Source organism: Streptomyces griseofuscus (genome assembly GCF_014673495.1).
GTDB classification, from domain to species: Bacteria; Actinomycetota; Actinomycetes; order Streptomycetales; family Streptomycetaceae; genus Streptomyces; species Streptomyces murinus.
The window spans coordinates 7225762-7247916 of the sequence record NZ_CP051006.1 but is presented as its reverse complement, the minus strand read 5'-3'; the positions used below and the strand labels follow the sequence as shown (position 1 = coordinate 7247916).

General features: G+C 71.5%; 17 protein-coding genes. 8 read left to right on the top strand and 9 right to left on the bottom strand.

All coding sequences use genetic code 11. The annotated features are described in order from the left end of the window. Positions 1-53 precede the first annotated feature (53 nt). From dnaK to HEP81_RS33055, 6 genes are all read right to left on the bottom strand, one after another. A complete protein-coding gene (gene dnaK, locus HEP81_RS33080; protein WP_182786791.1) occupies positions 54-1955 on the bottom strand; it encodes a molecular chaperone DnaK in 1902 nt (633 codons plus the stop codon). A 90-nt stretch (positions 1956-2045) separates the two neighbouring features. Then, positions 2046-3269 (bottom strand): NAD(P)/FAD-dependent oxidoreductase, encoded by a 1224-nt coding sequence (locus HEP81_RS33075; protein ID WP_190276052.1) that lies wholly within the window; start codon positions 3267-3269, stop codon positions 2046-2048. Then, positions 3266-3460 (bottom strand): ferredoxin, encoded by a 195-nt coding sequence (locus tag HEP81_RS33070; protein WP_037662741.1) that lies wholly within the window; start codon positions 3458-3460, stop codon positions 3266-3268. The genes HEP81_RS33075 and HEP81_RS33070 overlap by 4 nt, the downstream gene beginning before the upstream one ends. Positions 3461-3523: 63 nt before the next feature. Beyond that, positions 3524-4753 (bottom strand): cytochrome P450, encoded by a 1230-nt coding sequence (locus HEP81_RS33065; RefSeq protein WP_037662743.1) that lies wholly within the window; start codon positions 4751-4753, stop codon positions 3524-3526. 111 nt (positions 4754-4864) lie between these two features. After that, a complete protein-coding gene (locus HEP81_RS33060; protein ID WP_037662745.1) occupies positions 4865-5527 on the bottom strand; it encodes a TetR/AcrR family transcriptional regulator in 663 nt (220 codons plus the stop codon). 112 nt (positions 5528-5639) lie between these two features. Beyond that, the gene (locus HEP81_RS33055) at positions 5640-6419 is read right to left on the bottom strand and encodes an alpha/beta fold hydrolase (protein ID WP_037662747.1); all 780 of its coding nucleotides are present in this window, start codon (positions 6417-6419) and stop codon (positions 5640-5642) included. A gap of 372 nt (positions 6420-6791) precedes the next feature. On the opposite strand from HEP81_RS33055, the gene HEP81_RS33050 reads away from it, so the two are divergent. Further along, a complete protein-coding gene (locus HEP81_RS33050; protein ID WP_037662800.1) occupies positions 6792-8591 on the top strand; it encodes a hypothetical protein in 1800 nt (599 codons plus the stop codon). A 10-nt stretch (positions 8592-8601) separates the two neighbouring features. Here HEP81_RS33050 and HEP81_RS33045 read toward each other — a convergent pair whose 3' ends face one another. Further along, positions 8602-8790, bottom strand: coding sequence for a hypothetical protein (locus HEP81_RS33045; protein WP_037662748.1), 189 nt, complete (start codon positions 8788-8790; stop codon positions 8602-8604). Between the two features lie 187 nt (positions 8791-8977). Further along, positions 8978-9313 (bottom strand): hypothetical protein, encoded by a 336-nt coding sequence (locus HEP81_RS33040; protein WP_037662750.1) that lies wholly within the window; start codon positions 9311-9313, stop codon positions 8978-8980. A gap of 244 nt (positions 9314-9557) precedes the next feature. Between HEP81_RS33040 and HEP81_RS33035 the strand changes: the two genes are divergently transcribed. The 6 genes from HEP81_RS33035 (at position 9558) to sbnA (ending at position 19359) form a co-directional block, all read left to right on the top strand. Further along, a complete protein-coding gene (locus HEP81_RS33035) occupies positions 9558-10049 on the top strand; it encodes a hypothetical protein (protein WP_037662752.1) in 492 nt (163 codons plus the stop codon). 272 nt (positions 10050-10321) lie between these two features. After that, positions 10322-12919, top strand: a complete 2598-nt coding sequence (locus HEP81_RS33030; protein ID WP_078967716.1) for a Pls/PosA family non-ribosomal peptide synthetase — start codon at positions 10322-10324, stop codon at positions 12917-12919. Between the two features lie 13 nt (positions 12920-12932). Then, positions 12933-16184 (top strand): non-ribosomal peptide synthetase, encoded by a 3252-nt coding sequence (locus HEP81_RS33025; RefSeq protein WP_037662754.1) that lies wholly within the window; start codon positions 12933-12935, stop codon positions 16182-16184. 43 nt (positions 16185-16227) lie between these two features. Beyond that, positions 16228-17232, top strand: a complete 1005-nt coding sequence (locus tag HEP81_RS33020; RefSeq protein WP_037662756.1) for a TauD/TfdA family dioxygenase — start codon at positions 16228-16230, stop codon at positions 17230-17232. Further along, positions 17229-18299 carry a 2,3-diaminopropionate biosynthesis protein SbnB gene (sbnB, locus tag HEP81_RS33015; RefSeq protein ID WP_037662760.1) on the top strand — a complete coding sequence of 357 codons (1071 nt, stop codon included), beginning with the start codon at positions 17229-17231 and terminating at the stop codon, positions 18297-18299. Before HEP81_RS33020 ends, sbnB begins: the two co-directional genes overlap by 4 nt. Positions 18300-18333: 34 nt before the next feature. Beyond that, positions 18334-19359 carry a 2,3-diaminopropionate biosynthesis protein SbnA gene (gene sbnA / locus HEP81_RS33010; RefSeq protein ID WP_037662764.1) on the top strand — a complete coding sequence of 342 codons (1026 nt, stop codon included), beginning with the start codon at positions 18334-18336 and terminating at the stop codon, positions 19357-19359. 481 nt (positions 19360-19840) lie between these two features. Here the strand turns inward: sbnA and HEP81_RS33005 are convergent, their stop codons facing one another. Beyond that, the gene (locus HEP81_RS33005; protein WP_078967717.1) at positions 19841-21193 is read right to left on the bottom strand and encodes a COG1470 family protein; all 1353 of its coding nucleotides are present in this window, start codon (positions 21191-21193) and stop codon (positions 19841-19843) included. Positions 21194-21420: 227 nt separating this feature from the next. On the opposite strand from HEP81_RS33005, the gene HEP81_RS33000 reads away from it, so the two are divergent. After that, positions 21421-22092, top strand: a complete 672-nt coding sequence (locus tag HEP81_RS33000) for a helix-turn-helix transcriptional regulator (protein ID WP_093679662.1) — start codon at positions 21421-21423, stop codon at positions 22090-22092. Positions 22093-22155: the final 63 nt, after the last annotated feature.

Below are 22155 nucleotides of genomic sequence, written 5' to 3'. Positions count from 1 at the left end.
CCAGGCACCGCAGCCGCGCGGAGTCCGCGTCCAAGGGGCGGCCTCGTCCCTCGTCAGCCCGCCTGGGGCCGGTCGTCGTCGACGATCTCGGCGTCCACCACCTCGTCGTCCTCCGGGGCGGACCCACCGGAGGCCGAGTCACCGGACGCCGAGCCGCCAGCGGCGCCCGCGGCCGTGCCCGCGCCCTGTTCGCCCTGGGCGCGTGACTGCTCGTACAGTGCCGTGCCGATCTTCTGGGCGGACTGGGCCACTTCGTCGGTGGCCTGGCGGAGGGTGGCGGTGTCCGTGTTCTCGTCCTTGAGCTTCGCCTTCAGCTCGGCGAGCGCGGCCTCGGTCTCGTGCCGCGCCTCGGCGGAGATCCGCTCGGGGTTGTCGCTGATGAGCTTCTCGGTCTGGTAGACGAGCTGTTCGGCCTGGTTGCGGGTCTCGGCGGCCTCGCGGCGCTGCCGGTCGTCCTCGGCGTGCTGCTCGGCCTCGCGGACCATGCGGTCGATGTCGTTCTTCGGCAGCGCGGAGCCGCCGGTGACGGTCATCTTCTGTTCCCTGCCGGTGCCGAGGTCCTTCGCGGACACATGCATGATCCCGTTGGCGTCGATGTCGAAGGCGACCTCGATCTGCGGGACTCCGCGCGGTGCGGGCGGCAGGCCGGTCAGCTCGAACATGCCGAGCTTCTTGTTGTAGGCGGCGATCTCGCGCTCGCCCTGGAAGACCTGGATGGACACCGAGGGCTGGTTGTCCTCGGCGGTGGTGAAGATCTCCGAACGGCGGGTGGGGATCGTGGTGTTGCGCTCGATCAGCTTGGTCATGATGCCGCCCTTGGTCTCGATGCCGAGGGACAGCGGGGTGACGTCGAGCAGCAGGACGTCCTTGACCTCGCCCTTGAGGACACCGGCCTGGAGCGAGGCGCCGATGGCGACGACCTCGTCCGGGTTGACGCCCTTGTGCGGCTCCTTGCCGGTCAGCTCCTTCACCAGACCGGTGACGGCGGGCATCCGGGTCGAGCCGCCCACCATCACCACATGGTCGATGTCGGACACCTTGATCCCGGCGTCCTTGATCGCGTTGTGGAACGGCGCCTTGCAGCGGTCCAGCAGGTCGGCCGTCAGCTGTTCGAACTGGGCGCGCGTCAGCTTCTCGTCCAGGTGCAGCGGACCCTCGGCGGAGGCGGTGATGTAGGGCAGGTTGATCGTGGTCTCCGAGGAGCTGGACAGCTCGATCTTCGCCTTCTCGGACGCCTCCCGCAGCCGCTGCACGGCCATCTTGTCCTTGCCCAGGTCGACGCCGTAGTGGTTCTTGAACTGCTGCACCAGGTGGTCCACGACGCGCTGGTCCCAGTCGTCGCCGCCCAGGTGGGTGTCGCCGTTGGTGGCCTTGACCTCGATGACGCCGTCGCCCATCTCCAGCAGGGACACGTCGAAGGTGCCGCCGCCGAGGTCGAAGACGAGGACCGTCTGGTCGTTCTCCTTGTCCAGGCCGTACGCGAGCGCGGCGGCGGTCGGCTCGTTGATGATCCGCATGACGTTCAGGCCGGCGATCTCCCCGGCCTCCTTCGTCGCCTGCCGCTGGGCGTCGTCGAAGTAGGCCGGGACGGTGATCACGGCGTCCGTGACGTCCTCGCCGAGGTACGACTCGGCGTCCCGCTTCAGCTTCTGGAGCACCCGCGCGGAGATCTCCTGGGCGGTGTAGTGCTTGCCGTCGATGTCGCCCTGGTCGGGGAAGCGCCAGGAGTGATCGCCCATGTACCGCTTGACCGAGCGCGCGGTGCGCTCCACGTTGGTCACGGCCTGCCGTTTGGCGACCTCGCCGACCAGCACCTCGCCGTTCTTGGCGAACGCCACGACCGAGGGAGTGGTCCGCGCGCCCTCCGTGTTGGTGATGACGGTGGGTTCGCCGCCCTCCAGGACCGAGACCACCGAGTTCGTCGTCCCGAGGTCGATTCCGACCGAACGCGCCATGGTGATTCCTCCCTTGCCGGCTGCTCCCCCACCCGTGTTCCCCGGTCCTCCTCACCTATAGGGCCTGAATAAAACTTGAGCTACCTCATGTCAAGTCTGGTCCGCTTCCGGCGGGCCGTCCAGGGCGCGGGTCCAGTCGGTTCCGGCCGCGAGCGCGGCGCGCCAGGGACGTAGCACGCGGGGCGGCATGCCCACGGCGAGCGCTCCGGTGAGCGCCGTACCCCTGCGGTAGGCGACGAGGAAGCCGCCGTCCGCCGGGTCGCCGTCGACCACCCGGGCCTCGTCGTGATCGCGCAGGTGTCCGAACGCCTGGATCCTGAGGTCGTACTGGTCGGACCAGAAGGACGGCACCGGCGCGAACGGTTTGGCCTGCTCGGGGGCGAGGAGGTTACGGGCGGCGGCCATGCCCTGTTCGGCCGCGTTCGTACGGTGCTCCACGCGCATGTCGGTGCCGAAGAGCGGGTTGTGCCAGCGGGCCACGTCGCCCGCGGCGTAGATGCCGGGCGCGGCGGCACTGTACCGGTCGCAGACCACGCCGTCGGCCAGCCGCAGCCCGCTGTCCTCCAGCCACTCGGTGTTGGGCTCGGAGCCGACGGCGATCAGGACGTCGTCGGCCGGGATCGTGCTGCCGTCGCTGAGCAGCACGCCCGTGGCCCGGCCCGCCCCGGTGGTGATCCCGGCGACCTTGGTCCCGGTCCGCAGGTCCACGCCATGATCGCGGTGGACCTGGGCCAGATGCGCTCCGACCTGCTGTCCGACGGCGTGCGCGAGGGGGACGGGGGCGGGTTCCACCAGGGTGACGGTCGCGCCGAGGGTACGCGCGGCGGCGGCGACCTCGGCACCGAGGAACCCGGCGCCCACCACGACCAGCCGGCCCCCGGCCGTCAGCCGCTCGCGCAGGGCGAGGGCGTCCCCGAGTTCCCGCAGGACATGGACGCCGGGTGTGTCGCACTCGGGCAGCCGGCGCGGCCTTACCCCGGTGGCGATGATCAGACCGTCGTACGTCAGGCTCGTGCCGTCGGCGAGGGTCACGGTGCGGGTCGCCGGGGCGAGGGCGGCGGCGGGCACGCCGAGCCGCAGGTCCAGGGCGAGGGCGTCCAGATCGGCCGGGCGGCGCAGATGCACCCGCTCGGGCTCCCAGGCGCCGGTGAGGACCTGCTTGGACAGCGGCGGCCGGTCGTAGGGCGGATGCGGTTCGCCCCCGACGAGGGTGAGCGAGCCGTCGTAGCCGGCGCGGCGCAGGGTCTCGGCGGCCGTCAGACCGGCCGCCGAGGCCCCCACCACGACGATGCGGCGCGGCGGGACGCTCGTCACGCCTCCACCAGCCGGATCGCGGCGGCGGGGCAGATTGCGGCCGACTCCCGTACGTCCTCGTCGAGTTCAGGGCCGGGGGTGGCGTCCAGCAGCTGCACTATGCCCTCGTCGTCCTGGTCGAAGACCTGGGGTGCCACCAGGACGCACTGTCCGGAGGCGACGCATTTGGGCTGGTCGACTTCCACGCGCATGGGTTTCCTCGTTTCATGGTTCGTGATGGTGCGGGTGTGCCGTGTGGTGCGTGCTGTGAAGTGCTACCAGGAGACGGGTAGTTCATAAACGCCATAGACGAAGCCATCATGCTTGAACTCCAGTTGATCGAAGTCCGTGGCCAGCGCGAGCGTGGGGATGCGGGAGTAGAGCGTGCTGTAGGCCACCTGGAGTTCGACGCGGGCGAGCGGCTGGCCGAGGCACTGGTGGATGCCGTAGCCGAAGGCGACATGGCGGCGGGCGTCGCGGGTGAGGTCGAGCCGGTCGGGGTCGGGGAAGACGCCGGGGTCCCGGTTGGCGATGTCGTTGGCGAAGATGACGCCGTCGCCCGCGCGGATCAGCTCACCGTCGATCTCGATGTCCTCCAGCGCGACACGCCGCCGCCCGGAGTGGACGATGTTCAGATAGCGCAGCAGCTCCTCGACGGCCGAGGCGACCGTCTTGGGGTCCTCGCAGTCCCGCAGCAGGGCGAGTTGGTCCGGGTTGCGCAGCAGGGCCACGGTGCCGAGCGCGATCATGTTGGCGGTGGTCTCATGGCCCGCCACGAGCAGCAGGACGCCCATCTCGGCGGCCTGGCGCCGGGTCAGCTCGCCGGTGGCGACGCGCTGGACGGCGAGCTGGGAGAGCACATCGTCCTCGGGGTGCGCGAGCTTGGCGGCCAGGAGGTCGTCCAGGTAGCCGGTGAGCGCCTCGGACGCGGCGAGCAGTTCCTCGCGGGTGGAGGTGCGGCGCACCAGGACGCGGCTGTGGCGCTGGAAGAAGTCGTGCCGCTCGTACGGCACGCCGAGCAGCGCGCAGATCACCAGGCTGGGCAGCGGCAGTGCGAACGCCTCCACCAGGTCGGTGGGGTTGGGCCCGGCGAGCATCTCCTCGATCAGGTCGTCCACGATCCGCTGCACGGACGGCCGCAGGGCCTCGACCTTCCTGATCGTGAAGGGGGCCGTCACCATGCGGCGCAGCCGGGCGTGTTCGGGGTCGTCCATGGTGAGGAAGGTGCTGCGGGTCCGGTCGCGCTCCTGGGTCGCGGCGCTGCGGTGCGGGTAGCCGGGCCGCCGGGGGTCGGCGCTGATGCGGGGGTCGCCGAGCAGGGCCCGTACGTCCTCGTGGCGGGTGATCATCCAGGGGCTGCTGCCGTCCCAGATGCGCACCCGGGAGACGGGCCGTTCGCTCTGGAGGGTCTGGAGGGCGGGGGGCGGATCGAAGGGGCATCCGGTGGCGCGGGGCATGGGGTGCTCGGGGAGCCCGGTCGGCGTGTCCACGACTGTCTCGGTCACAGCTGCCTCCTCGGCAAGGGGGGCTCCCAACACCCCTAACGGTGTTAGGTGCTTCAGGCAACCTTAGGGATCGTGGGGGGCACGTCAACGGTGCCGAAGGGTTCGCCGTCGCTATCCGGCCACGATGCGATCGAGCAGATCGTCCGCGCGCTGGATGAGTCCGCGCCGGTCGACCTCGTAGGGCAGCGCCATCGCGATGGTGACGATGCCGTGCAGCGCCGACCAGAGCAGCAGCGCGTCCTGCCCGGTGCCCACCTGCCCGGAGCGGTCGCCGGGCAGCGCGGCCAGTGCCTCCTCCCAGGCGCCGAGCACCAGCCGCACCGGGTGGCGCGGGGAGTCCTCGCGGGGGCCGACGATGCGCTCGACACCGAACATCAGGCGGAAGCGCCGGGGGTTCTCCAGCGCAAAGGTGCAATAGCGGTGGGCCATGGCGCGCAGGGCGGTACGGGGAGTGTGCGGGGCGCAGGGGATGTGCGGCGCGTGGGGGCTGTGGGTGGAGTAGGGGGTGCCGCCGTCCCGTGCCTCCCGCAGCTCGGCGACCAGCTTCTCGTAGGCCCGGCGCGTCACCGTCGCGACCAGTTCGGAGCGGTCCTTGAAGTGCAGATAGATGCTGGGCGCGGCGATACCGACCTCACGGGCGACCGCGCGCAGCGACAGTGCCTCCTCGCGGCCCGACTCGGCCAGCAGCCGGGCCGCGGCCGCGAGGATCTCCTCCTTCAGGGCACCGCCCTCGCCCCACTGGCTCGGGGCGCGCCGCTTGAACGTCTCGGCCACCTGTGCTCCCTCCGTTGCCCGCCTGCCGGGTGAAGCATTATCGGAGGTGGCCGAATATCTGTCGCCCCGGGTGCCGGCGTCCCCGTGCCCAGGGACGCCGGCACCGCTCGGCTCAGACCTCCCGGACCGCCGTCGGCCTCAGGTGCCGGGCGAGGAAGCGGGCCGCGCTGTCCGACTCGAACCGGGGCAGCTCCTTGTGCCGCCCGGAGTTGGCGTGCAGCGTCTTCTCCTTCGAGGCGAACGCGTCGAAGAGGGCCAGCGCGGCGGCACGCGGGATGTGCTCGTCGTCCCACTGCATGGCGTACTCGACAGGGATCGTGATCCGTCCCGCGGCCTCGGCCAGGGCGTCGGGCCAGTGCAGCCCGAACACCGCGGCGGTGATCCGGGGATCGTCCGCCACGAACGGCACACCGATCGCGGTGGCCATGTTCAGACCGAAGAAGCCGACGGGTCCGCCGGCGCCGATCTCCGGCAGTTCCTGGAGGGCGTCCAGGGCCGCCTTCCACTCGGGGACGGCGAGTTCGGCGAGCCGGGCGTTGTAGCGGACCACGATCGGGCCTTCCGGCTCGCCCGCCTCCCGGGCCCGGTACAGCGCGGCGATCTCCTGCTCGTCGTACGCCGTGCGCGGCCGGTCGCCGTGGCCGGGCGCGTCGACGACGGCGACATGGAAGCCGCAGCCGGTGACGAGCAGCCGGGCGCGGCCTGTCATCGCGGGCCACCTCTTGTGCGTGCCGCCGCCGTGGCCCATGAACACGAGGGGTGCCCGCTCGGGGCCGGACGCGGGCGACCAGAGCACGCCGGGGATGTCGCCCAGGACGAAGTCGCGCTCGATCACACCGTCGGTCGATGTCCGCGTGGTGAACGTCAGGGCGTGCGCGGGGTGTTGTCTCATCGGTTGCCGCCTTTCGGGAATGCCTTGTCGGTGCGGCGCTCCCGGCGGCAGCTGCGTCAGCCGCTCGACCGTGACGGAGAGGGGAGCACCCATACGGATACCTCGGTCATGGGTCTCACCTCCTCGCACTGGCACACGGTCAGCGGAAAGCTATCAGCCAGATCGCCGCCCTGCCGAAGGGTTTTCGACGGGTGCGCCGCGGCTGCCCCGGGGGCGGCGGTCGCGGTCGGATCGAGGCCGGTTTCCGTCCCCGTGGGTACCGCTTCCCTGATCCCTGTGCGTGTTCCCGGAGTTACGGCTCGATAGCATCGGGTCCACGGCTGGAGGAACGCCGAATCGATCAGGCCGGGACGGGGATACGCGCCAGTGGTGATGGGTGGGGCGGCACGGTTGCGGGTGCCGGTGGGGGCGGACGCGGAGCGCTGGGTCACCCGGGCGGGGTGCCGCCGGGTGCTGCTCGTGGTGCACAACGTGACATCCGCGACCCGACTGCTTGATGTGCTGCCCCTGTTCGGCGGGGACGTACGGCTCCAGCTGTTCGCCACCTGCACGGGGTCCTCGCCGTTCCTCGCGGGGGTGGTCGAGCTGCTGACGGGCACGGGGCTGCCCGTCCTGCCGTGGGAGCAGGCCAAGGAGACCACGTTCGACCTGGCCGTCTCCGCGAGCTACGGCGGTGAACTGGACCAGATCCAAGGCGAGTTGGTCGTCCTGTCCCACGGGATGGGCTACAACAAGCGGCTCGCCGCGCCGGACGCCGAACAGCAGTCGGCCGCACCGGTCTTCGGACTCTCGCCGGACTGGCTGCTGCACGGCGGCCGTCCGCTCGCCGCGGCCACCGTGTTGTCCCACCCCGAGCAGCTGGAGCGGCTGCGCGCCTCCTGCCCGCAGGCCGCGCCCACCGCCGTACTGGCGGGCGATCCCTGCTACGACCGGCTGATCGGCGCGCTCCCGCAGCGCGAACTCTTCCGCCGCGCGCTCGGGGTGGCCCCCGGGCAGAAGCTGGTCGTCGTCAGCTCGACCTGGTCGTCGCGGTCCCTGTTCGGCGCCGCGCAGGCCGACTCACGCGAGGCGGCCGACGCGGACGATCTGCTGCCCTGGCTGCTCTCCCGGCTGTCCACGGAGCTGCCGGCCGACGAGTACCGCTCGCTCGCCGTCCTGCACCCGAACATCTGGTACGGGCACGGCCCCGGCCAGGTCAGGGCCTGGCTCGACCACGCCCGGCGGGCCGGCCTGGACGCCGTGCCGCCGCTCGACTGGTGGCGGCAGGCCCTGATCGCCGCGGACTGCGTGCTCGGGGACCACTCCAGCGTCACCTACTACGCGGCGGCCATCGGCGTGCCCGTACTCCTCGGGGCGTTCCCGCAGGACGCGCTCGACCCGCACTCCCCGGTGGCCGCGCTCGGCCGTACGGCGCCCCGCCTGCTCCGGCGTGGCAGCCTGCGCGCCCAGATCGACACCGCGATCGCCGCCCATGAGCCGGACCACTACGCGCACTTCGCCGAGCAGGCCAGTTCCGCGCCGGGCGAGTCCGCGGGGCTGCTGCGCCACCTCTTCTACCGCCTCATGGACCTGCCGGAGCCCACCGGCCACACCGCGCTGCTCGACCCGCTGCCGCTGCCGCCCCACCAACCGGCCCGCCGTACCACGCCCGTCCGGGTCTTCGCCGAGGTGACCGACGGCCGGACACCGGAGGTGGTGCTCGTACGGCACCCGGTGTCCGGCGACGCCCCCGACCCGGCCGACGGACTCGCGGCGGCCTCCACGGCGTACGCGCACACGGCGGTCGACGAGGAGACCCGCGAGGCAGGCCGGCTGCGCCTCGCGGACGTGGTGCTGCGCCACGCCCCGGCCGACGACCCACGTCTTGGCCCGCCCGGCGCCTGGACCGCGGAGGCGCTGGCCCGCTACCCCTACTCCGCGCTGGCGGCCTATGCCGACGGCCCGGACCGCTGCGTCGTCCGCACCCGCCGGGGCGATCTGCTCCGCCTGTCCGCCGCCACCGGGCCCGACGGCCGCCCGAACCTGTGCGACCCGGCCGCCTACGCCTCCGCCCTGCACACCTGGCTCACCACCGGCCGCAAACTCTCCGAGGCCATCCCCGAACTGAGGGTCCGCACCGGCACGGTGACCCACCGGGTGGCGATCGAACGACTGCCGACGCATCCGGCGTAGTCCGCGCCGCTCAGCCCGCCAGCGCGGCGAGCCGCTCCCGTACCCGCTCGGCGCCGACCGCGTCCTCCTGCTTCTCGTACCGCGCGGCGGCGGCCCGGAGGTCCTCGGCGGCCTCCGCCGGGTGGCCGGCGAGCCGGTGTCCCTCGGCCCGCTGCTCCAGCGCGTCGGCGAGCTGGAGGTCCGCGCCCTCGGCCGTCATGGTCTCGACGGCCTTGTCCAGGCAGACGAGGGCGAGTTCGGGGTCGAATGGTTGAGGTACGGGGTCTTTCAGGGTGGTGAGCCGGATGATGTATGAGGACGGTGGCGGGGGGTGGGTCTGGGTTGGCCTTCATGCCCCTCGTGTGGATCGCGCTGCCCTCTGTGCGGGCCTGTTGACGTGCGAGGCCTCACTCCGGCGCGAAGTCGAAGCTGTTCCACAGCCCGGTCGCCCGCACCACCTGGTCCGTCGCGCCGATGTCCACGAAGTCGTACGCGCCGCCCGCGGGCACGGTGCAGTCGCGGGTCGTGTACATGCGCAGGCTGCTCTGGGTCAGGTTGGTCACGTGGGTGACGCCTCCGGGGAAGCGGTGGCAGCCCCTGACCGAGGGATTGGTGAGGGTCTGCACGACCCGTCCGTCGTTCCGTGCCACGATCTGACCGGACGCCTGGTCCTGGCAGGCGGTCAGCGCGATGCCGAGCAACGCGAAACCGGTGAGCGCGGCCAGCGGCCGTGAAGCGCGCATCGGGCCTCCTGTGCCAAGACGCCAAGACGGGTGCTGCCAGGGGACCTGGCCCCCCACTACTATCCGTCAGAGTGCGCCGAGCCGCCCGGCGAAGGCACCCACACCGGTCACATCGCCTGTTCAGCGGCGTCCTGGGGGCCTTTCGGGTGCCTGTGTGGCCCGGGTGTCGCACCCGGTGTGCGGGGTGCGGCCGCCCACCCTTCACTGAGGGGAACGAATCGCGGCGAGGGCAGGGGAGTCACCTATGGCAGGGCTCGGCGGACGGGGCGCGGCGGGCGCGGCACTGGCCCTGGTCATGGTGTCCGCCGCCGGCTGCGGCAACGGCTCCCGGCACTCCCCCACCCCCGCCGAACAGGCCGCCTCCGCCGCCTCCGCCGCCGCCTCGCTCGCGGCCCGGGGCGGCGACGCGCTCGCCTCGGCCTCGGCGGAGGCCGGCCGGAGACTCGACGAGGCCAAGGGCGGCCTGAACGCCAAGGATCAGGTGAGCCTCGGCGCCGTCACCCTCGACGGCGACGGCCGGGCCACTACCACCGTGTCCGCGCGGAACACCGCCTCCGCCGCCAAGTCCTTCGCCGTGCAGGTCAACTTCACGGACGGCGGCGGCAATCTGCTCGACGTCGTGGTGCTGTTGGTCAAGGACGTGGCCGCGCACGGCTCGGGGCACGGCACCGCGCGCAGCAACCGCCGGCTGCACGGCGAGGTACGGGCGAACGTCGGCACGGCCCTTCGGTACTGATCCGGACGCGCCGCGCACGGGAGACCCCCGGCCGAACCCCCGCGAAACCTCCACCTGAACCCTCGACGCTGCCGCACGAGTGAACCGCCAAACGGGTGATCCGTAGCGGCCGCCAGCCCCGGGCGCCCAAGGATCACGGCTCCATCGGGCATTTCCGGCGAGTCGGGCGATTGGTTCGAAGTGACAGGCTTACGGTGCCCTGTCCACACTGAATTGGCGGTTCGTGATCAGGAATGAGCGTCAACGATCCAGAACGTTCTCGAGGAGATCGAATGGTGGAGCAGTCTTCCGAGATCGATATAAGCGGGCCGGACGCATCCGCCCTCTCCGTGAGCGGCGCCGGCCCGGACAGAACAGAGACCGAGAGCGGACTCGCGGACGTGCTGGCCGAGCTGGTGGGCAGTGAGCAGGTCCCGGCGGACAGCCACTTCTTCACCGACCTCGGCGCCAACTCCCTGGTCATGGCCCAGTTCTGCGCACGGGTGCGCAAGCGCCCCGACCTGCCGTCTCCGTCCATGCGGGACATCTACCGGTACCCCACCATCCGGGACCTGGCCGAGGCCCTCGCCCCGGCCACTTCCCCGCCGGACGAGGCCGCCGGCCCCACGACGGCACCCGCGGCACCGGTTCCCGTCGCCCCTCCCGCGCCTCTGCCGCACACCAGCCGGCTGACCCATTTCCTGTGCGGCACCTTCCAGTTGCTCGCCTTCCTCGGCTACTCGTTCCTGTCCGGTCTGGTGACCGGCACCGGCTACGAGTGGGTCGCCGACGGCAACGGGGTCGCCGACATCTACGTACGGTCGCTGCTCTTCGGCGGCACCGGGTTCATCGCCCTGTGCGTCTTCCCGGTCATCGCCAAGTGGCTGCTGGTCGGCCGCACCAAGCCCGCCGACTTCCCCGTCTGGGGCCTCGCGTACATGCGCTTCTGGCTGGTGAAGGTGCTGCTGCACGCGAACCCGATGGTCTTCCTCGCCGGCACCCCGCTGTACGTGCTGTATCTGCGGGCCCTTGGCGCGCGGATCGGCAAGGGGGTCACGATCCTCTCGCACACCCTGCCGGTCTGCCCCGACCTGGTGACGATCGGCGCCGGGACGGTGATCCGCAAGGACTCCTTCATCCTCGGCTACCGAGCGCACCGGGGCCGCATCCAGACCGGCCGGATCACCCTGGGCGAGGGCGTGTTCATCGGGGAGAAGACCACCCTGGACATCGACACCTCGATGGGTGACGGAGCGCAGCTCGGGCATGCCTCGGCGCTGCACCGCGGCCAGGCGGTCCCGGCCGGCGAGCGCTGGCACGGCTCCCCCGCGGAGCCCGCGGAGACCGACTACCTGCGGGTGCCGCCCGCCCGGTGCGGCACCCTGCGCCGGACCTGGTTCAGCCTCGGCACCCTGCTCCAACTGGTCTTCCTCTACATTCCGTTGGCCGTCGGCGGGATGTACATGCTGTTCACCGCGGTACCGGCGATCGGTGATCGCCTCGACCCGGACACCGAGGACCTGGCGCCGGTCCAGCTGCTCGCCGACGCGGCGCTGCTCTCCCTGGTGCTGTTCGTCGGCTTCATCGTCGTGGGCCTCGGCGTCCTGTACACGCTGCCCCGGCTGCTGCGGCTGTTCGTCCGGCCCGACCGGGTCTATCCGCTCTACGGCTTCCACTACGCGCTGCACCGCACGACGGCCCGCCTGACGAACGTCAAGTTCTTCGCCTGGCTGTTCGGTGACAGCTCGTTCGTCGTGCACTATCTGCGCGGCCTCGGGTACGACCTGTCGCACGTCGAGCAGACCGGCTCGAACTTCGGCACCGAAGTGCAGCACGAGACACCGCTGTTGGTGTCGGTCGGCAGCGGCACCATGGTGGCCGACGGGCTGTCCATCCTCAACGCGGACTATTCGAGCTCCTCGTTCCGGCTGTCCAAGGTGTCGATCGGGCCGCGCAACTTCCTCGGCAACAACATCGCCTACCCGGTGGGCGGCAGGACGGGCGAGAACTGCCTGCTGGCGACCAAGGTGATGATCCCGCTGGACGGCGAGATCAGACGGGGTGTGGGGCTGCTCGGCTCGCCGAGCTTCGAGATCCCCCGCTCGGTCGACCGCGACGCCCGCTTCGACCATCTGCGCGAGGGCGAGGAACTGGAAACCCGGCTGCGCGCGAAGAACCACTACAACCTGCGCTCGATGGCCTGGTGGCTGCTCGCCCGCTGGCTGCACGTCTTCGTGCTCACCTTGTTCGCGCTGGCCACGGTGGATCTGTACGGCATGGCGGGCCATGTGGTGATAGGAGCCTATCTGGCGCTCACCCTCGCCTTCTCCACCGCGTACTACATCGTGCTGGAGCGCTGCATGACCAGGTTCCGCGGGCTGCGGCCCCAGTTGTGCTCCATCTACGACCGGGACTTCTGGCGGATCGAGCGGCTGTGGAAGGTGCCCTCGCAGTGGCTCAACATCTTCAACGGCACACCGTTCAAGAGCCTGGTCTGGCGGCTGATGGGGGTGCGCGTGGGCCGCATGGTGTTCGACGACGGCTGCTACATCACCGACCGGACCCTCGCGGTCATCGGTGACGAGTGCACCCTCAACGCGGGCAGCAAGGTCCAGTGCCACTCGCAGGAGGACGGCACCTTCAAGTCGGACTTCATCCGGCTCGGCGCCGGTACCACGCTGGGCGTCTCCGCCCATGTCCACTACGGCGTGACGATGGGCGAGGGCTCGGAGCTGGTCTCCGACTCCTTCCTCATGAAGGGCGAGGAAGTACCCCCGGGCGCGCGCTGGGGCGGCAATCCCGCGGTGGAGATGCCGGCGGGCGACGGTCCGCCCGGCGCCCCCGTCCTGACCGCTGCCACAGCAGACGCCACTGCGGCGACCGTGAGTTGAGGAAGGCCATTCGATGGGAACGCGCGTGGAAGCGGACCGGGAGTTCTGGCAGCGGGTACTGACCGCCGGCGGTGTCACCGCGGTGCCGCGCTGGGTGCGGGAGCCGGTCGCCGGATCCGCCGAGCACGAGATGCCGGTGCCGGACGAGGTGGCGCGGGCGGTGCGCGAGCTGGTCGGGCACCAGGGGGTGCCGGTCAGCGCGCTGCTGCTCGCGGCGCACGCCAAGGTGCTGGCCACGCTGTCCGGCGAGCCCGAGGTGGTCACCGGCTACACCACCGGGGTGCGCGGCGAGCCACTGCCCTGCCGGCTGACCGTAGCGCCCGGCTCCTGGCGGGAGCTGACGGCGGCGGCCGAGCACGCGGAGGCGGCGGTACTGGCGCACCGGGAGTTCCCGGTGGAGAAGCTGCGCCGTGAACTCGGCCTGACCGAGCCGCCCTACGAGGTGGTGTTCGGGCCCATCGGAGCCGACGAGAACCACGTCGACGACGGTGTCCTTCAGGTGCGCTGGTCGGAGCGGGGCGGCCGGCTGCTGCTGCGCCTCGGCTACCGCAAGGACGTCCTGGACGCCCCGGCGGCGGCCCGGATCGGCGGCTACCACCTCACCGCCCTCGGGCTGCTGGCCGCCGACCCGGACGCCGACCACGGCGCGCGGAGCCTGCTGTCGGACGAGGAGGTGCACGAGCAGCTGGAGGGGCTGGCGGGGCCGCACCGGCCGCTGCCGGAGGCGCGGGCGCACGAGCTGTTCGAGCAGCGGGTGCGGACGCGTCCGGACGCGGTGGCGGTCGTACAGGGCGAACGGCAGTGGACATACGACGAGTTGAACCGGCGGGCCAACCGGCTGGCGCGGGCGCTCGTCGAGCGGGGCGTCGGGCGGGAGGACGTGGTCGCCGTCGTCATGGAGCGCGACCTCGACTGGCCGGCGGCGACGCTCGCGGTGCTCAAGGCGGGCGGCGTCTACCTGCCGATCGAGCCGCACTTCCCGGCCGGGCGGATCGCGGCGACGCTGTCGCGGGCGGGCTGCCGGCTGGTGCTGACCGAGTCCGGCAGCACCGCCACCCTGGACGAGGCGCTGACCTCGGTGGCCGGGGCCAAGCGGCTGCTGGTCGAGGAGGCGTACGCGGAGCCGCACGCCGAGGACGACCTCCGAGTGCGCGTGGCGGCCGACCAGTTGGCGTACATCTACTTCACCTCCGGCTCCACCGGTGAGCCGAAGGGCGCGATGTGCGAGCACGCGGGGCTGCTCAACCACCTCTTCGCCAAGATCGACGACCTTGGCATCGGCGAGGGCTCGGTGGTGGCGCAGACGGCCCCGCAGTGCTTCGACATCTCGCTGTGGCAGCTGGTGTCGGCGCTCATGGTCGGCGGGCGGACGCTGCTGATCGGGCAGGACGAGATCACGGACGTGGAGCGCTTCGTCGACACCCTGGCCGACGGCCGGGTCTCGGTGGCGCAGCTGGTGCCCTCCTATCTGGAGGTCGTCGTCTCCTACTTGGAGCAGCGGCCGCGCGAACTACCGGATCTGCGCTGCGTGTCGGTGACCGGTGAGGCCCTCAAGCGGGAGCTGACGCAGCGCTGGTTCGCGATCGAGCCGGACATCAGGCTGCTCAACGCCTATGGCCTGACGGAGACTTCGGACGACACCAACCACGAGGTCCTGGACCGGGTGCCGGAGCGGGTGCTGCTGGGGCGCGCGGTGAACAACGTCCGTGTCTACGTGGTGGACGAGCGGCTGGCGCTGGTGCCGCTGGGCGCACCCGGCCTGATCGCGTTCTCCGGGGTCTGTGTGGGCCGGGGGTACGTCAACGATCCGGAGCGCACCCGGGAGGCGTACCGCACGGACCCGTACCGGCCCGGTGAGCGGCTGTATCTGGGCGGTGACTGGGGTCGCTGGCACCCGGACGGCAAGCTGGAGTTCCTGGGCCGCCGGGACAACCAGGTGAAGATCCGCGGGTTCCGCATCGAGATCGGGGAGATCGAGAACGCCCTGCTGCGGGTGCCCGGGGTGCGGGACGCGGCGGTGGTGGTCACCGAGCGGGGCGGCGGCAGCAGGCATCTGATCGCCTTCTGCTCGGGCGCGCCGCGGCCGGTGGCGGAGCTGCGCGAGGCGCTCGGCGCGGTGCTGCCCGCCTATATGGTCCCCTCGGCCTTCCACTGGCAGGAGGCCCTGCCGCTGACCGCCAACGGGAAGATCGACCGCAAGGCGCTGACCGCGCTGGCGTCGGCGGCCGCCCCGGCCGCCGAGGAGAGCACGGCGGCCGACGTCCCGCTCGGTCCGGCCGAACGGCGGCTCGCCGCGGCCTGGGCGCGGGTGCTGGGCGTGCCCGTCGAACAGGTGCGCCGCCGCGACCAGTTCTTCGACTCCGGCGGCACCTCCCTGACCGCGGTCAAGCTCAGCATCGCGCTGGAGCGTGCGGTGTCCCTCAAGGACATCACCCGGCACCCGGTCCTCGCCGATCTGGCCGCGCTGCTGGACGGCGCGACCCGGCAGCACGGGGAACTGCTCCAGCCGCTCGCGGAGGGGGGCGGTGCGGCCGGGGGCGCGCTGGTCTGCTTCCCGTACGCCGGCGGCAACGCGGTCAACTTCCAGCCGATGGCGAGCGCGCTGGCCGGCAGCGGGCTCACGGTTCTCGCGGTGGATCTGCCCGGACACGATCTGGCCGCGCACCAGGAGCCGTTCGTCTCCATCGCGCAGGTGGCCGAGCAGGTCGCGGCGGAGATCGTCGCGCGCGGGCTGACCCGGGTGATGCTGTGGGGCCACTCCTCGGGGGCCGCGCCCGCGATCGAGACGTCCCGGCGGCTCACCGAGCGGGGGGTGCGCGTCACCCGGGTGTTCATCGGCGCCCAGCTCCTCGGCACCGCCGACGAACGAGGCGCCGCTGTGGCCGAGTTGACCGCTCTCGGGGATGCCGAGATCGCGGCGCGGCTCACCGCGGACAGCGGTTACACCGAGCTGGCGGAGCTGAACGAGGCGCACGCCGAGCACATCGGCGCCGCCTACCGGCACGACTGCGTGGCCGCGCACCGCTATCTCCGCGCGGCCCTCCAGTCCGCGCCCCCCAAGCTGGCCGCGCCACTCACGGTGGTCGTCGCGGCCGACGACCCGCACACCGCGGGCGCCACCGAGCGCCACCGGGACTGGCTGCTGCTGGCCGACCAGGTGAAGCTGCACGAACTCGCCGACGGCGGCCACTACTTCCCCCGCACCCGGCCGGCCGAGGCGGCGCGGGCCGTGCTGCGGTCCGCCGTACCCCTGGCCACGTCCTGAGTCACGCGGCCCCCTCCAGACGGGCAACCGAAAGGAAACCGAGATGCCGTTCTCATCCCTGGCAGCGCCGCTCGAGGTGGAGCTGCGGCCGCACAGACCGGCGCTGCTGCACGTCGACTCCCCGGGCGACGCCCCGAACTGGGCGGGCGAGCACCGCGAGGCGCTGCGCGCGCTGGTGACCGAGCACGGGGCGCTGCTGGTGCGCGGTCTGGGCCTGCGGGACGCGGACCAGGTCAGTGCCGTCTTCGCCCGGATCACCGGTGAACTGATGCCGGAGCGTGAGGCGTTCGCACCGCGCGAGGTCATCGCGCCCGGGGTGTGTTCCGCCACTCCCTGGCCGGCCAATCAGCCGATGTGCATGCACCATGAGCTGAGTTACACGCTGGATGTGCCGTCCCTGATGCTGTTCGCGTGCCTGACCGCGGCGACCGAGGGCGGGGCGACGGCGGTGGCCGACGCCGAGGAGGTGCTCGACGCGCTGCCCGCCTCGCTGACCGAGCGGTTCGAGCGCGAGGGCTGGCTGCTTACCCGCAGCTACAACGACGAGATCGGGGCCTCGCTTGCCGAGTCGTTCGGCACCGAGGACCGCGAGGAGATCGAGCGCTACTGCCGGGCGCACGCCATCGAGTTCACCTGGCGGCCGGACGGCTCCCTCTACACGGAGCAGCGGCGCAGCGCGGTCGTCCGGCATCCGGTCACCGGCCGGCGCTGCTGGTTCAACCAGATCGCGTTCCTCAACGAGTGGACGCTCTCCCCCGAGGTGCGCGAGTACCTGGTGGACATGTACGGCGAGGACGGACTGCCGTTCAACACCCGTTACGGGGACGGCACTCCGATCGGCGAGGAGGTGGTCGAACTGCTCAACTCCACCTATGAGGCACACACCCGGCGCGAGCCCTGGCAGGCCGGGGATCTGCTGCTTGTGGACAACATCTCCACCGCGCACAGCCGGGAGCCGTTCGACGGCGAGCGGCAGGTGCTGGTGGGCATGGCGGAGCCGCACCGGCTCGCCGACGGCTGCCCGACCCCGGAGGCGAGCGAGCGATGACCGATCTGCTGACCACAGCGGCCGAGCGGGCGGCGGGCGGGCCCCCGGTGCCGACGTTCTCGGTGCTCTCCGGGCACCAGGTGCAGCAAGCACTGACCGGGCGCGAGCGCGAACTGGTGGCGCTGGTGGAGGACACCTACCGGCTGCACGGCGCCGGGGACTCGGTGAACCCGCCGTCGTACTTCCTGCGCTTCCCGGACCGTCCGAACTCGCGGATCATCGCGCTGCCGGCCTCGATCGGCGGTTCGGTGCACGTGGACGGCCTGAAGTGGATCTCCAGCTTCCCGGACAATGTGCGCTCCGGGCTGCCGCGGGCCTCCGCGGTGCTGATCCTCAACGACCCGGAGACGGGCTATCCGTTCGCCTGCCTGGAGAGCTCCATCATCAGCGCCACCCGGACCGCCGCGTCCGCGGCGCTCGCGGCCGACTGGCTCAGCCGCGGCCGGGGTCCCCGGCCCGCGCGGATCGGGTTCTTCGGCACGGGGCTGATCGCCCGGTACATCCACACCTTCCTGGCCGGCACCGGCTGGGAGTTCGACGCGATCGGTGTGCACGATGTGTCCGCCGAAAGCGCCGAGGGGTTCCGCGGGTATCTGCGCCAGAGCGGCGCGGGCGGGCAGGTCACCGTGCACGAGCGTGCCGAGGACCTGGTCCGCGACAGCGATCTCGTGGTCTTCGCCACGGTCGCCGGCAAGCCGCATGTGACCGATCCCGCGTGGTTCGACCACAACCCGCTGGTCCTGCATGTGTCGTTGCGGGACCTGGCCCCCGAAGTCCTGCTGGACGCCGCCAACTTCGTCGACGACGTCGAGCACTGTCTGAAGGCCGACACCTCACCGCATCTGGTCGAACAGCGCACCGGCGACCGCGACTTCCTCAACGGCACGCTCAACGACGTGCTCCAGGGGCGGGCCGCGCCGCCGACCGACCGGCCGGTGATCTTCTCGCCCTTCGGACTCGGTGTCCTCGATCTCGCCGTCGGCAAGTACGTCTACGACGAGGTATCCCGGGCGGGCAGCCTCCGCCTCATCGACGACTTCTTCCACGACCTGCGCCGGTACGGCTGAGGCCCGTCCTCGGCCCGGCACCAGGAGGTCCGCCGTGCCTGTCATTACCGCTCCCTATGCCTTCAACGAGGGCCATCTCTTCGTCGACCTGAAGTCGATCTGCGGACAACCCCTCCATCTCAAGTGCGAGGGCTTCAACTTCGCCGGCTCCATCAAGCTGAAGGCCGCGAACGAGATGGTGGAGAGTGCCGAGCGGGACGGACTCCTGACGCCGGAGTCCATCCTCGTCGAGTCCTCCTCCGGGAACCTCGGCGTGGCGCTCAGCATGATCGCCGCCAGCAAGGGCTACCAGTTCCTGTGTGTGACGGACTCCCGTTGCAACCTGTCGACCAGACTGCTGATGGAGGCGCTCGGCAGCGAGGTGCATGTCATCGCCGACCAGGACTCCAACGGCGGATTCCTGGGCACGCGGATCGAGTACGTGCGCCAGCTGTGCGCGTCCGACGAACGGTATGTCTGGCTCAGCCAGTACACCAACGCGGGCAACTGGCGGGCGCACTACCGCACCACCGCCCCGGAGATCGCCCAGCAGTTCCCGGACCTGGACGTGGTGTTCATCGGGGCCGGCACCACCGGCACCCTGATGGGCTGCGCCCGCTGGTTCAGGCAGTGGCACCGGCCGGTGCGGATCGTCGCCGTGGACAGCGTGGGCTCGGTGGCCTTCGGCGGCGAGCCGGGGCGCCGGATGATCCCGGGCCTGGGCATGAGCATGCGCCCGCCGCTGCTGGACGAGTCCGTCGTGGACGAGGTGATCCGGGTGGAGGAGGCGGACACCATCCGCATGTGCCACCGGATGGCCCGCCGCGGCTTCCTGTTCGGCGGTTCCACCGGGACCGTCGTCAGCGGGGCCACCGACTGGCTCGCCCGCAACGACGCCCGCGGACTGTCCGCGGTCGCCATCGCGCCCGACATGGGCGAGCGCTACCTCGACACCGTCTACCAGACCAACTGGCTCCAGGACCTGTACGGCGATCATGTCCTGACGGCGGAGGGGCTGGACACCGGGACGGGAGAGGTCGAGTCCGCGACCCGGACGTCGGAGCGCAGGAGCCGCCCGTAACACCTCGCCCAGGCAAGGGCGCCTGACCGGGGATGTTGCCCGGAAGGCGCCCTTCGGCGCGTCCGGGAGGGCAGGCCCGCAGTGCACCGGAGGGCACATTCACGCCGCATGGAAGGGCACTCCCGCCCGGTACCGGAGGGCACCTTCACCACGTCCGCGGGGGCATGCACATGGCGCACCCGGGGTACTTGCGCGGCGCGTGGAGTGATGCTTTCGCGGCGCGCGTGGGGGCGTGCGCGCGTCCGCGCGCCCCCTCTCACACCGGTCCCCCACACGAACGGTAGGGAATAGGCCATTCCGTCCGGACCGCGCCGCGCCCTGGGCCCCGGTCCCGCCCCCGTGCGACCTTGAATTCCCTGGCCATCCGCACTGACCTGCACCTTTCCTGCACAGTTGGGCCCGGTATCGGTTTTCGGACGGAGTGAAAGTCGCCCCTTCCCACACAGGCCACACCAGGCGAACTATTTTCAGAAAAGCCACCTCACTGTGCGACGTTCGCGAGTACACCGCTCACATTCAGGACCTCGTGGCACTGCTGTGCCTGCCGGCCCGTGGCCGGTGTGCCCGGCTTCGCGCAGGTCACGTTCGCGGTGACGGTGGCGTTTGCGGGGATCTCGATGGGGGTGACCCAGTGGTAGTCCTGGTTGCGGAAGGTCTCCAGCGCGATCGTGGTGATCTTCCGGTCCCCGAAGCTGATCGTCATGACACCCTCGTCGCCCTGGAAGTTGGCGACCACGATGTCGGTCACGCCGAACACCTTGCCCTGCGGCACCGTGTAGCTGCCCGTCTTGGCCTGGCCGCCGGACGTCTGTACGTCGATGGTGGCCGAACTCTGCTCGCCGCCGCCCGAGGTGCCCGTACCGCCGGGGCCGCCGGGTCCGCCGCCCGAGGGCACGCCCGGACCGGAGCCGCCCTGTTCCTTGCCCGTGCCGTCGCCCGTCCCGGTGCCGTTGCCGGTGCCCGGCGACTGTCCGTTCTTGCCGCCGCCGGGGGTCGGCCGCGGCTGGACCACCTCGTCGGCGGCCTGCCGGGCCGCGCTGCGCACCGCCGGGCGCACCAGCGCGAACCAGGCGAGCAGCAGGGCGAGGATGGCCGCGAGGAGTGCCAGCAGCCACTTCGGGAAGATGGGGATCTGGACGAACTCGGCCTCCAGCGGGGGCCGTACATACGTCGCGGGACGAGCGCTCGCCTCCGCCTCCGCCTCGGCCGCGCCGTCCGTGGTGTGCACCGTGAACGGCCATACGGCGGGCTTGCCGAACCACACCGGCTTGCCGATGCGCACCCGCAGCCGCGTCTCCGCCGACTCGCCGGGCGCCAGCTCCAGCTCGGCCGGGACGAACCCGAACCGCAGTTCCTCACCGGCCTGTTCGGGCCGGAAGGAGACCCGCGTCGGGGTGTTGCCCTCGTTGCGCACCGCCAGCCGGTATCGGCCGCGCAGCCAGCCGCGCCGGCGCCGCGGCAGGATCTCGGTCCGCAGCTCGTGGAACTCCTCGATGTGCACCGTGGTCTCGGGCACGGTGACCGACTCGGGGTGCTCCGCCGGCAACACCCGTACGCCCAGCGGCACATCGCCGGCCCGGACCTCGGGCGAGCGAGGTGGGGCCAGGGTGATGGTCACCGTCTCGGAGGTGCCGGGGTAGAGCGAGATACGCGCGGGTTCCACGGTCGCCCAGGGCGCACAGTCGCCCACCACCTCCAGCGTGTACGCCTCGACGATGTCGCTGTCGTTGCGCACGGTCAGGCTGGTGGTGGCGGTGCCGCCCGGGGTCACCGAAACGGCCGGAATGTCGAGGCCGGGGGCGCCGGGTCCGGAAGAGGATGCAGATGGCGTCACGCCACGACGGTAGAGCCGTACCCGAACCACCACGAGAGATACGGGGGCAACCTCCGGGCAGTCGACGTGCCCGCAGCGGCCAAGGTCAACACCACCGAGCGGGAGACGAGCTGACACGCCGAAGGCGTCGTGTGCTCCATCCCACCGCCCCCGGACGCCACCGCCGTCGCCCGGGTCGCGTCCTGAAGAACGCCACCATGTCCGGCCTTGCGAAAGAAAGTACCTTCATGATCGTCCAGATGCCCGGCGGGCCCCTGCCCGCCTCCGTCGGCCGCCCGGACCGGGTGACCGTGGCCGTCTACGCCCAGGACCTCGTCCTGCACATCGGCATCATTCAACAGCTGCGCCAGCGACCGGAGTTGGAGCTGCTCCCCGACGGGGAAGCGGACGGGGCACAGATCTCGCTCGTGGTCGTCGACACCGTGGACGACGAGGTGACGGCCCTGCTGCAACGGCTCCAGCGCAACACCGCCACCCGCACCGGGCTGGTGGTGGGCACCTTCGAATCGGCGGCGCTGCAACGGGTGATCGAGTCCGGGGTGGGCGCGGTGCTACGGCGTTCCGAGGCCGACCAGGACCGGCTGCTGCACCTGGTGCTGGCGCTGGCCAAGGGCGAGGGCGTGCTGCCCGGCGATCTGCTCGGCAAGCTGCTCAGCCATGTCGGCAGCCTCCAGCGCTCGGCCCTCGATCCGCGCGGTCTCTCGCTGTCCACGCTGACCGCGCGCGAGGCGGACATGCTGCGCCTGGTGGCGGAGGGGCTGGACACCTCGGAGATCGCGGAGAAGACGTCGTACTCCGAACGGACCGTCAAGAACGTGCTGCACGAGGTGACCACGCGGCTCCAACTGCGCAACCGGGCGCACGCGGTGGGGTACGCGCTGCGCAACGGGCTGATCTGACGGCGGCCCGGCGAACCGGGCCGACGGCTGTCCGGGCACCCGGGAGCTGCCCGAAAGCGCAAC

Coding starts and splice junctions, on each gene's coding strand:
- dnaK (WP_182786791.1), bottom strand. CDS start 1,955: ATGGCGCGTTCGGTCGGAATCGACCTCGGGACGACGAACTCGGTGGTC.
- HEP81_RS33070 (WP_037662741.1), bottom strand. CDS start 3,460: ATGCGCGTGGAAGTCGACCAGCCCAAATGCGTCGCCTCCGGACAGTGC.
- HEP81_RS33055 (WP_037662747.1), bottom strand. CDS start 6,419: ATGAGACAACACCCCGCGCACGCCCTGACGTTCACCACGCGGACATCG.
- HEP81_RS33050 (WP_037662800.1), top strand. CDS start 6,792: ATGGGTGGGGCGGCACGGTTGCGGGTGCCGGTGGGGGCGGACGCGGAG.
- HEP81_RS33045 (WP_037662748.1), bottom strand. CDS start 8,790: ATGACGGCCGAGGGCGCGGACCTCCAGCTCGCCGACGCGCTGGAGCAG.
- HEP81_RS33040 (WP_037662750.1), bottom strand. CDS start 9,313: ATGCGCGCTTCACGGCCGCTGGCCGCGCTCACCGGTTTCGCGTTGCTC.
- HEP81_RS33035 (WP_037662752.1), top strand. CDS start 9,558: ATGGCAGGGCTCGGCGGACGGGGCGCGGCGGGCGCGGCACTGGCCCTG.
- HEP81_RS33030 (WP_078967716.1), top strand. CDS start 10,322: ATGGTGGAGCAGTCTTCCGAGATCGATATAAGCGGGCCGGACGCATCC.
- HEP81_RS33025 (WP_037662754.1), top strand. CDS start 12,933: ATGGGAACGCGCGTGGAAGCGGACCGGGAGTTCTGGCAGCGGGTACTG.
- HEP81_RS33020 (WP_037662756.1), top strand. CDS start 16,228: ATGCCGTTCTCATCCCTGGCAGCGCCGCTCGAGGTGGAGCTGCGGCCG.
- sbnB (WP_037662760.1), top strand. CDS start 17,229: ATGACCGATCTGCTGACCACAGCGGCCGAGCGGGCGGCGGGCGGGCCC.
- HEP81_RS33000 (WP_093679662.1), top strand. CDS start 21,421: ATGATCGTCCAGATGCCCGGCGGGCCCCTGCCCGCCTCCGTCGGCCGC.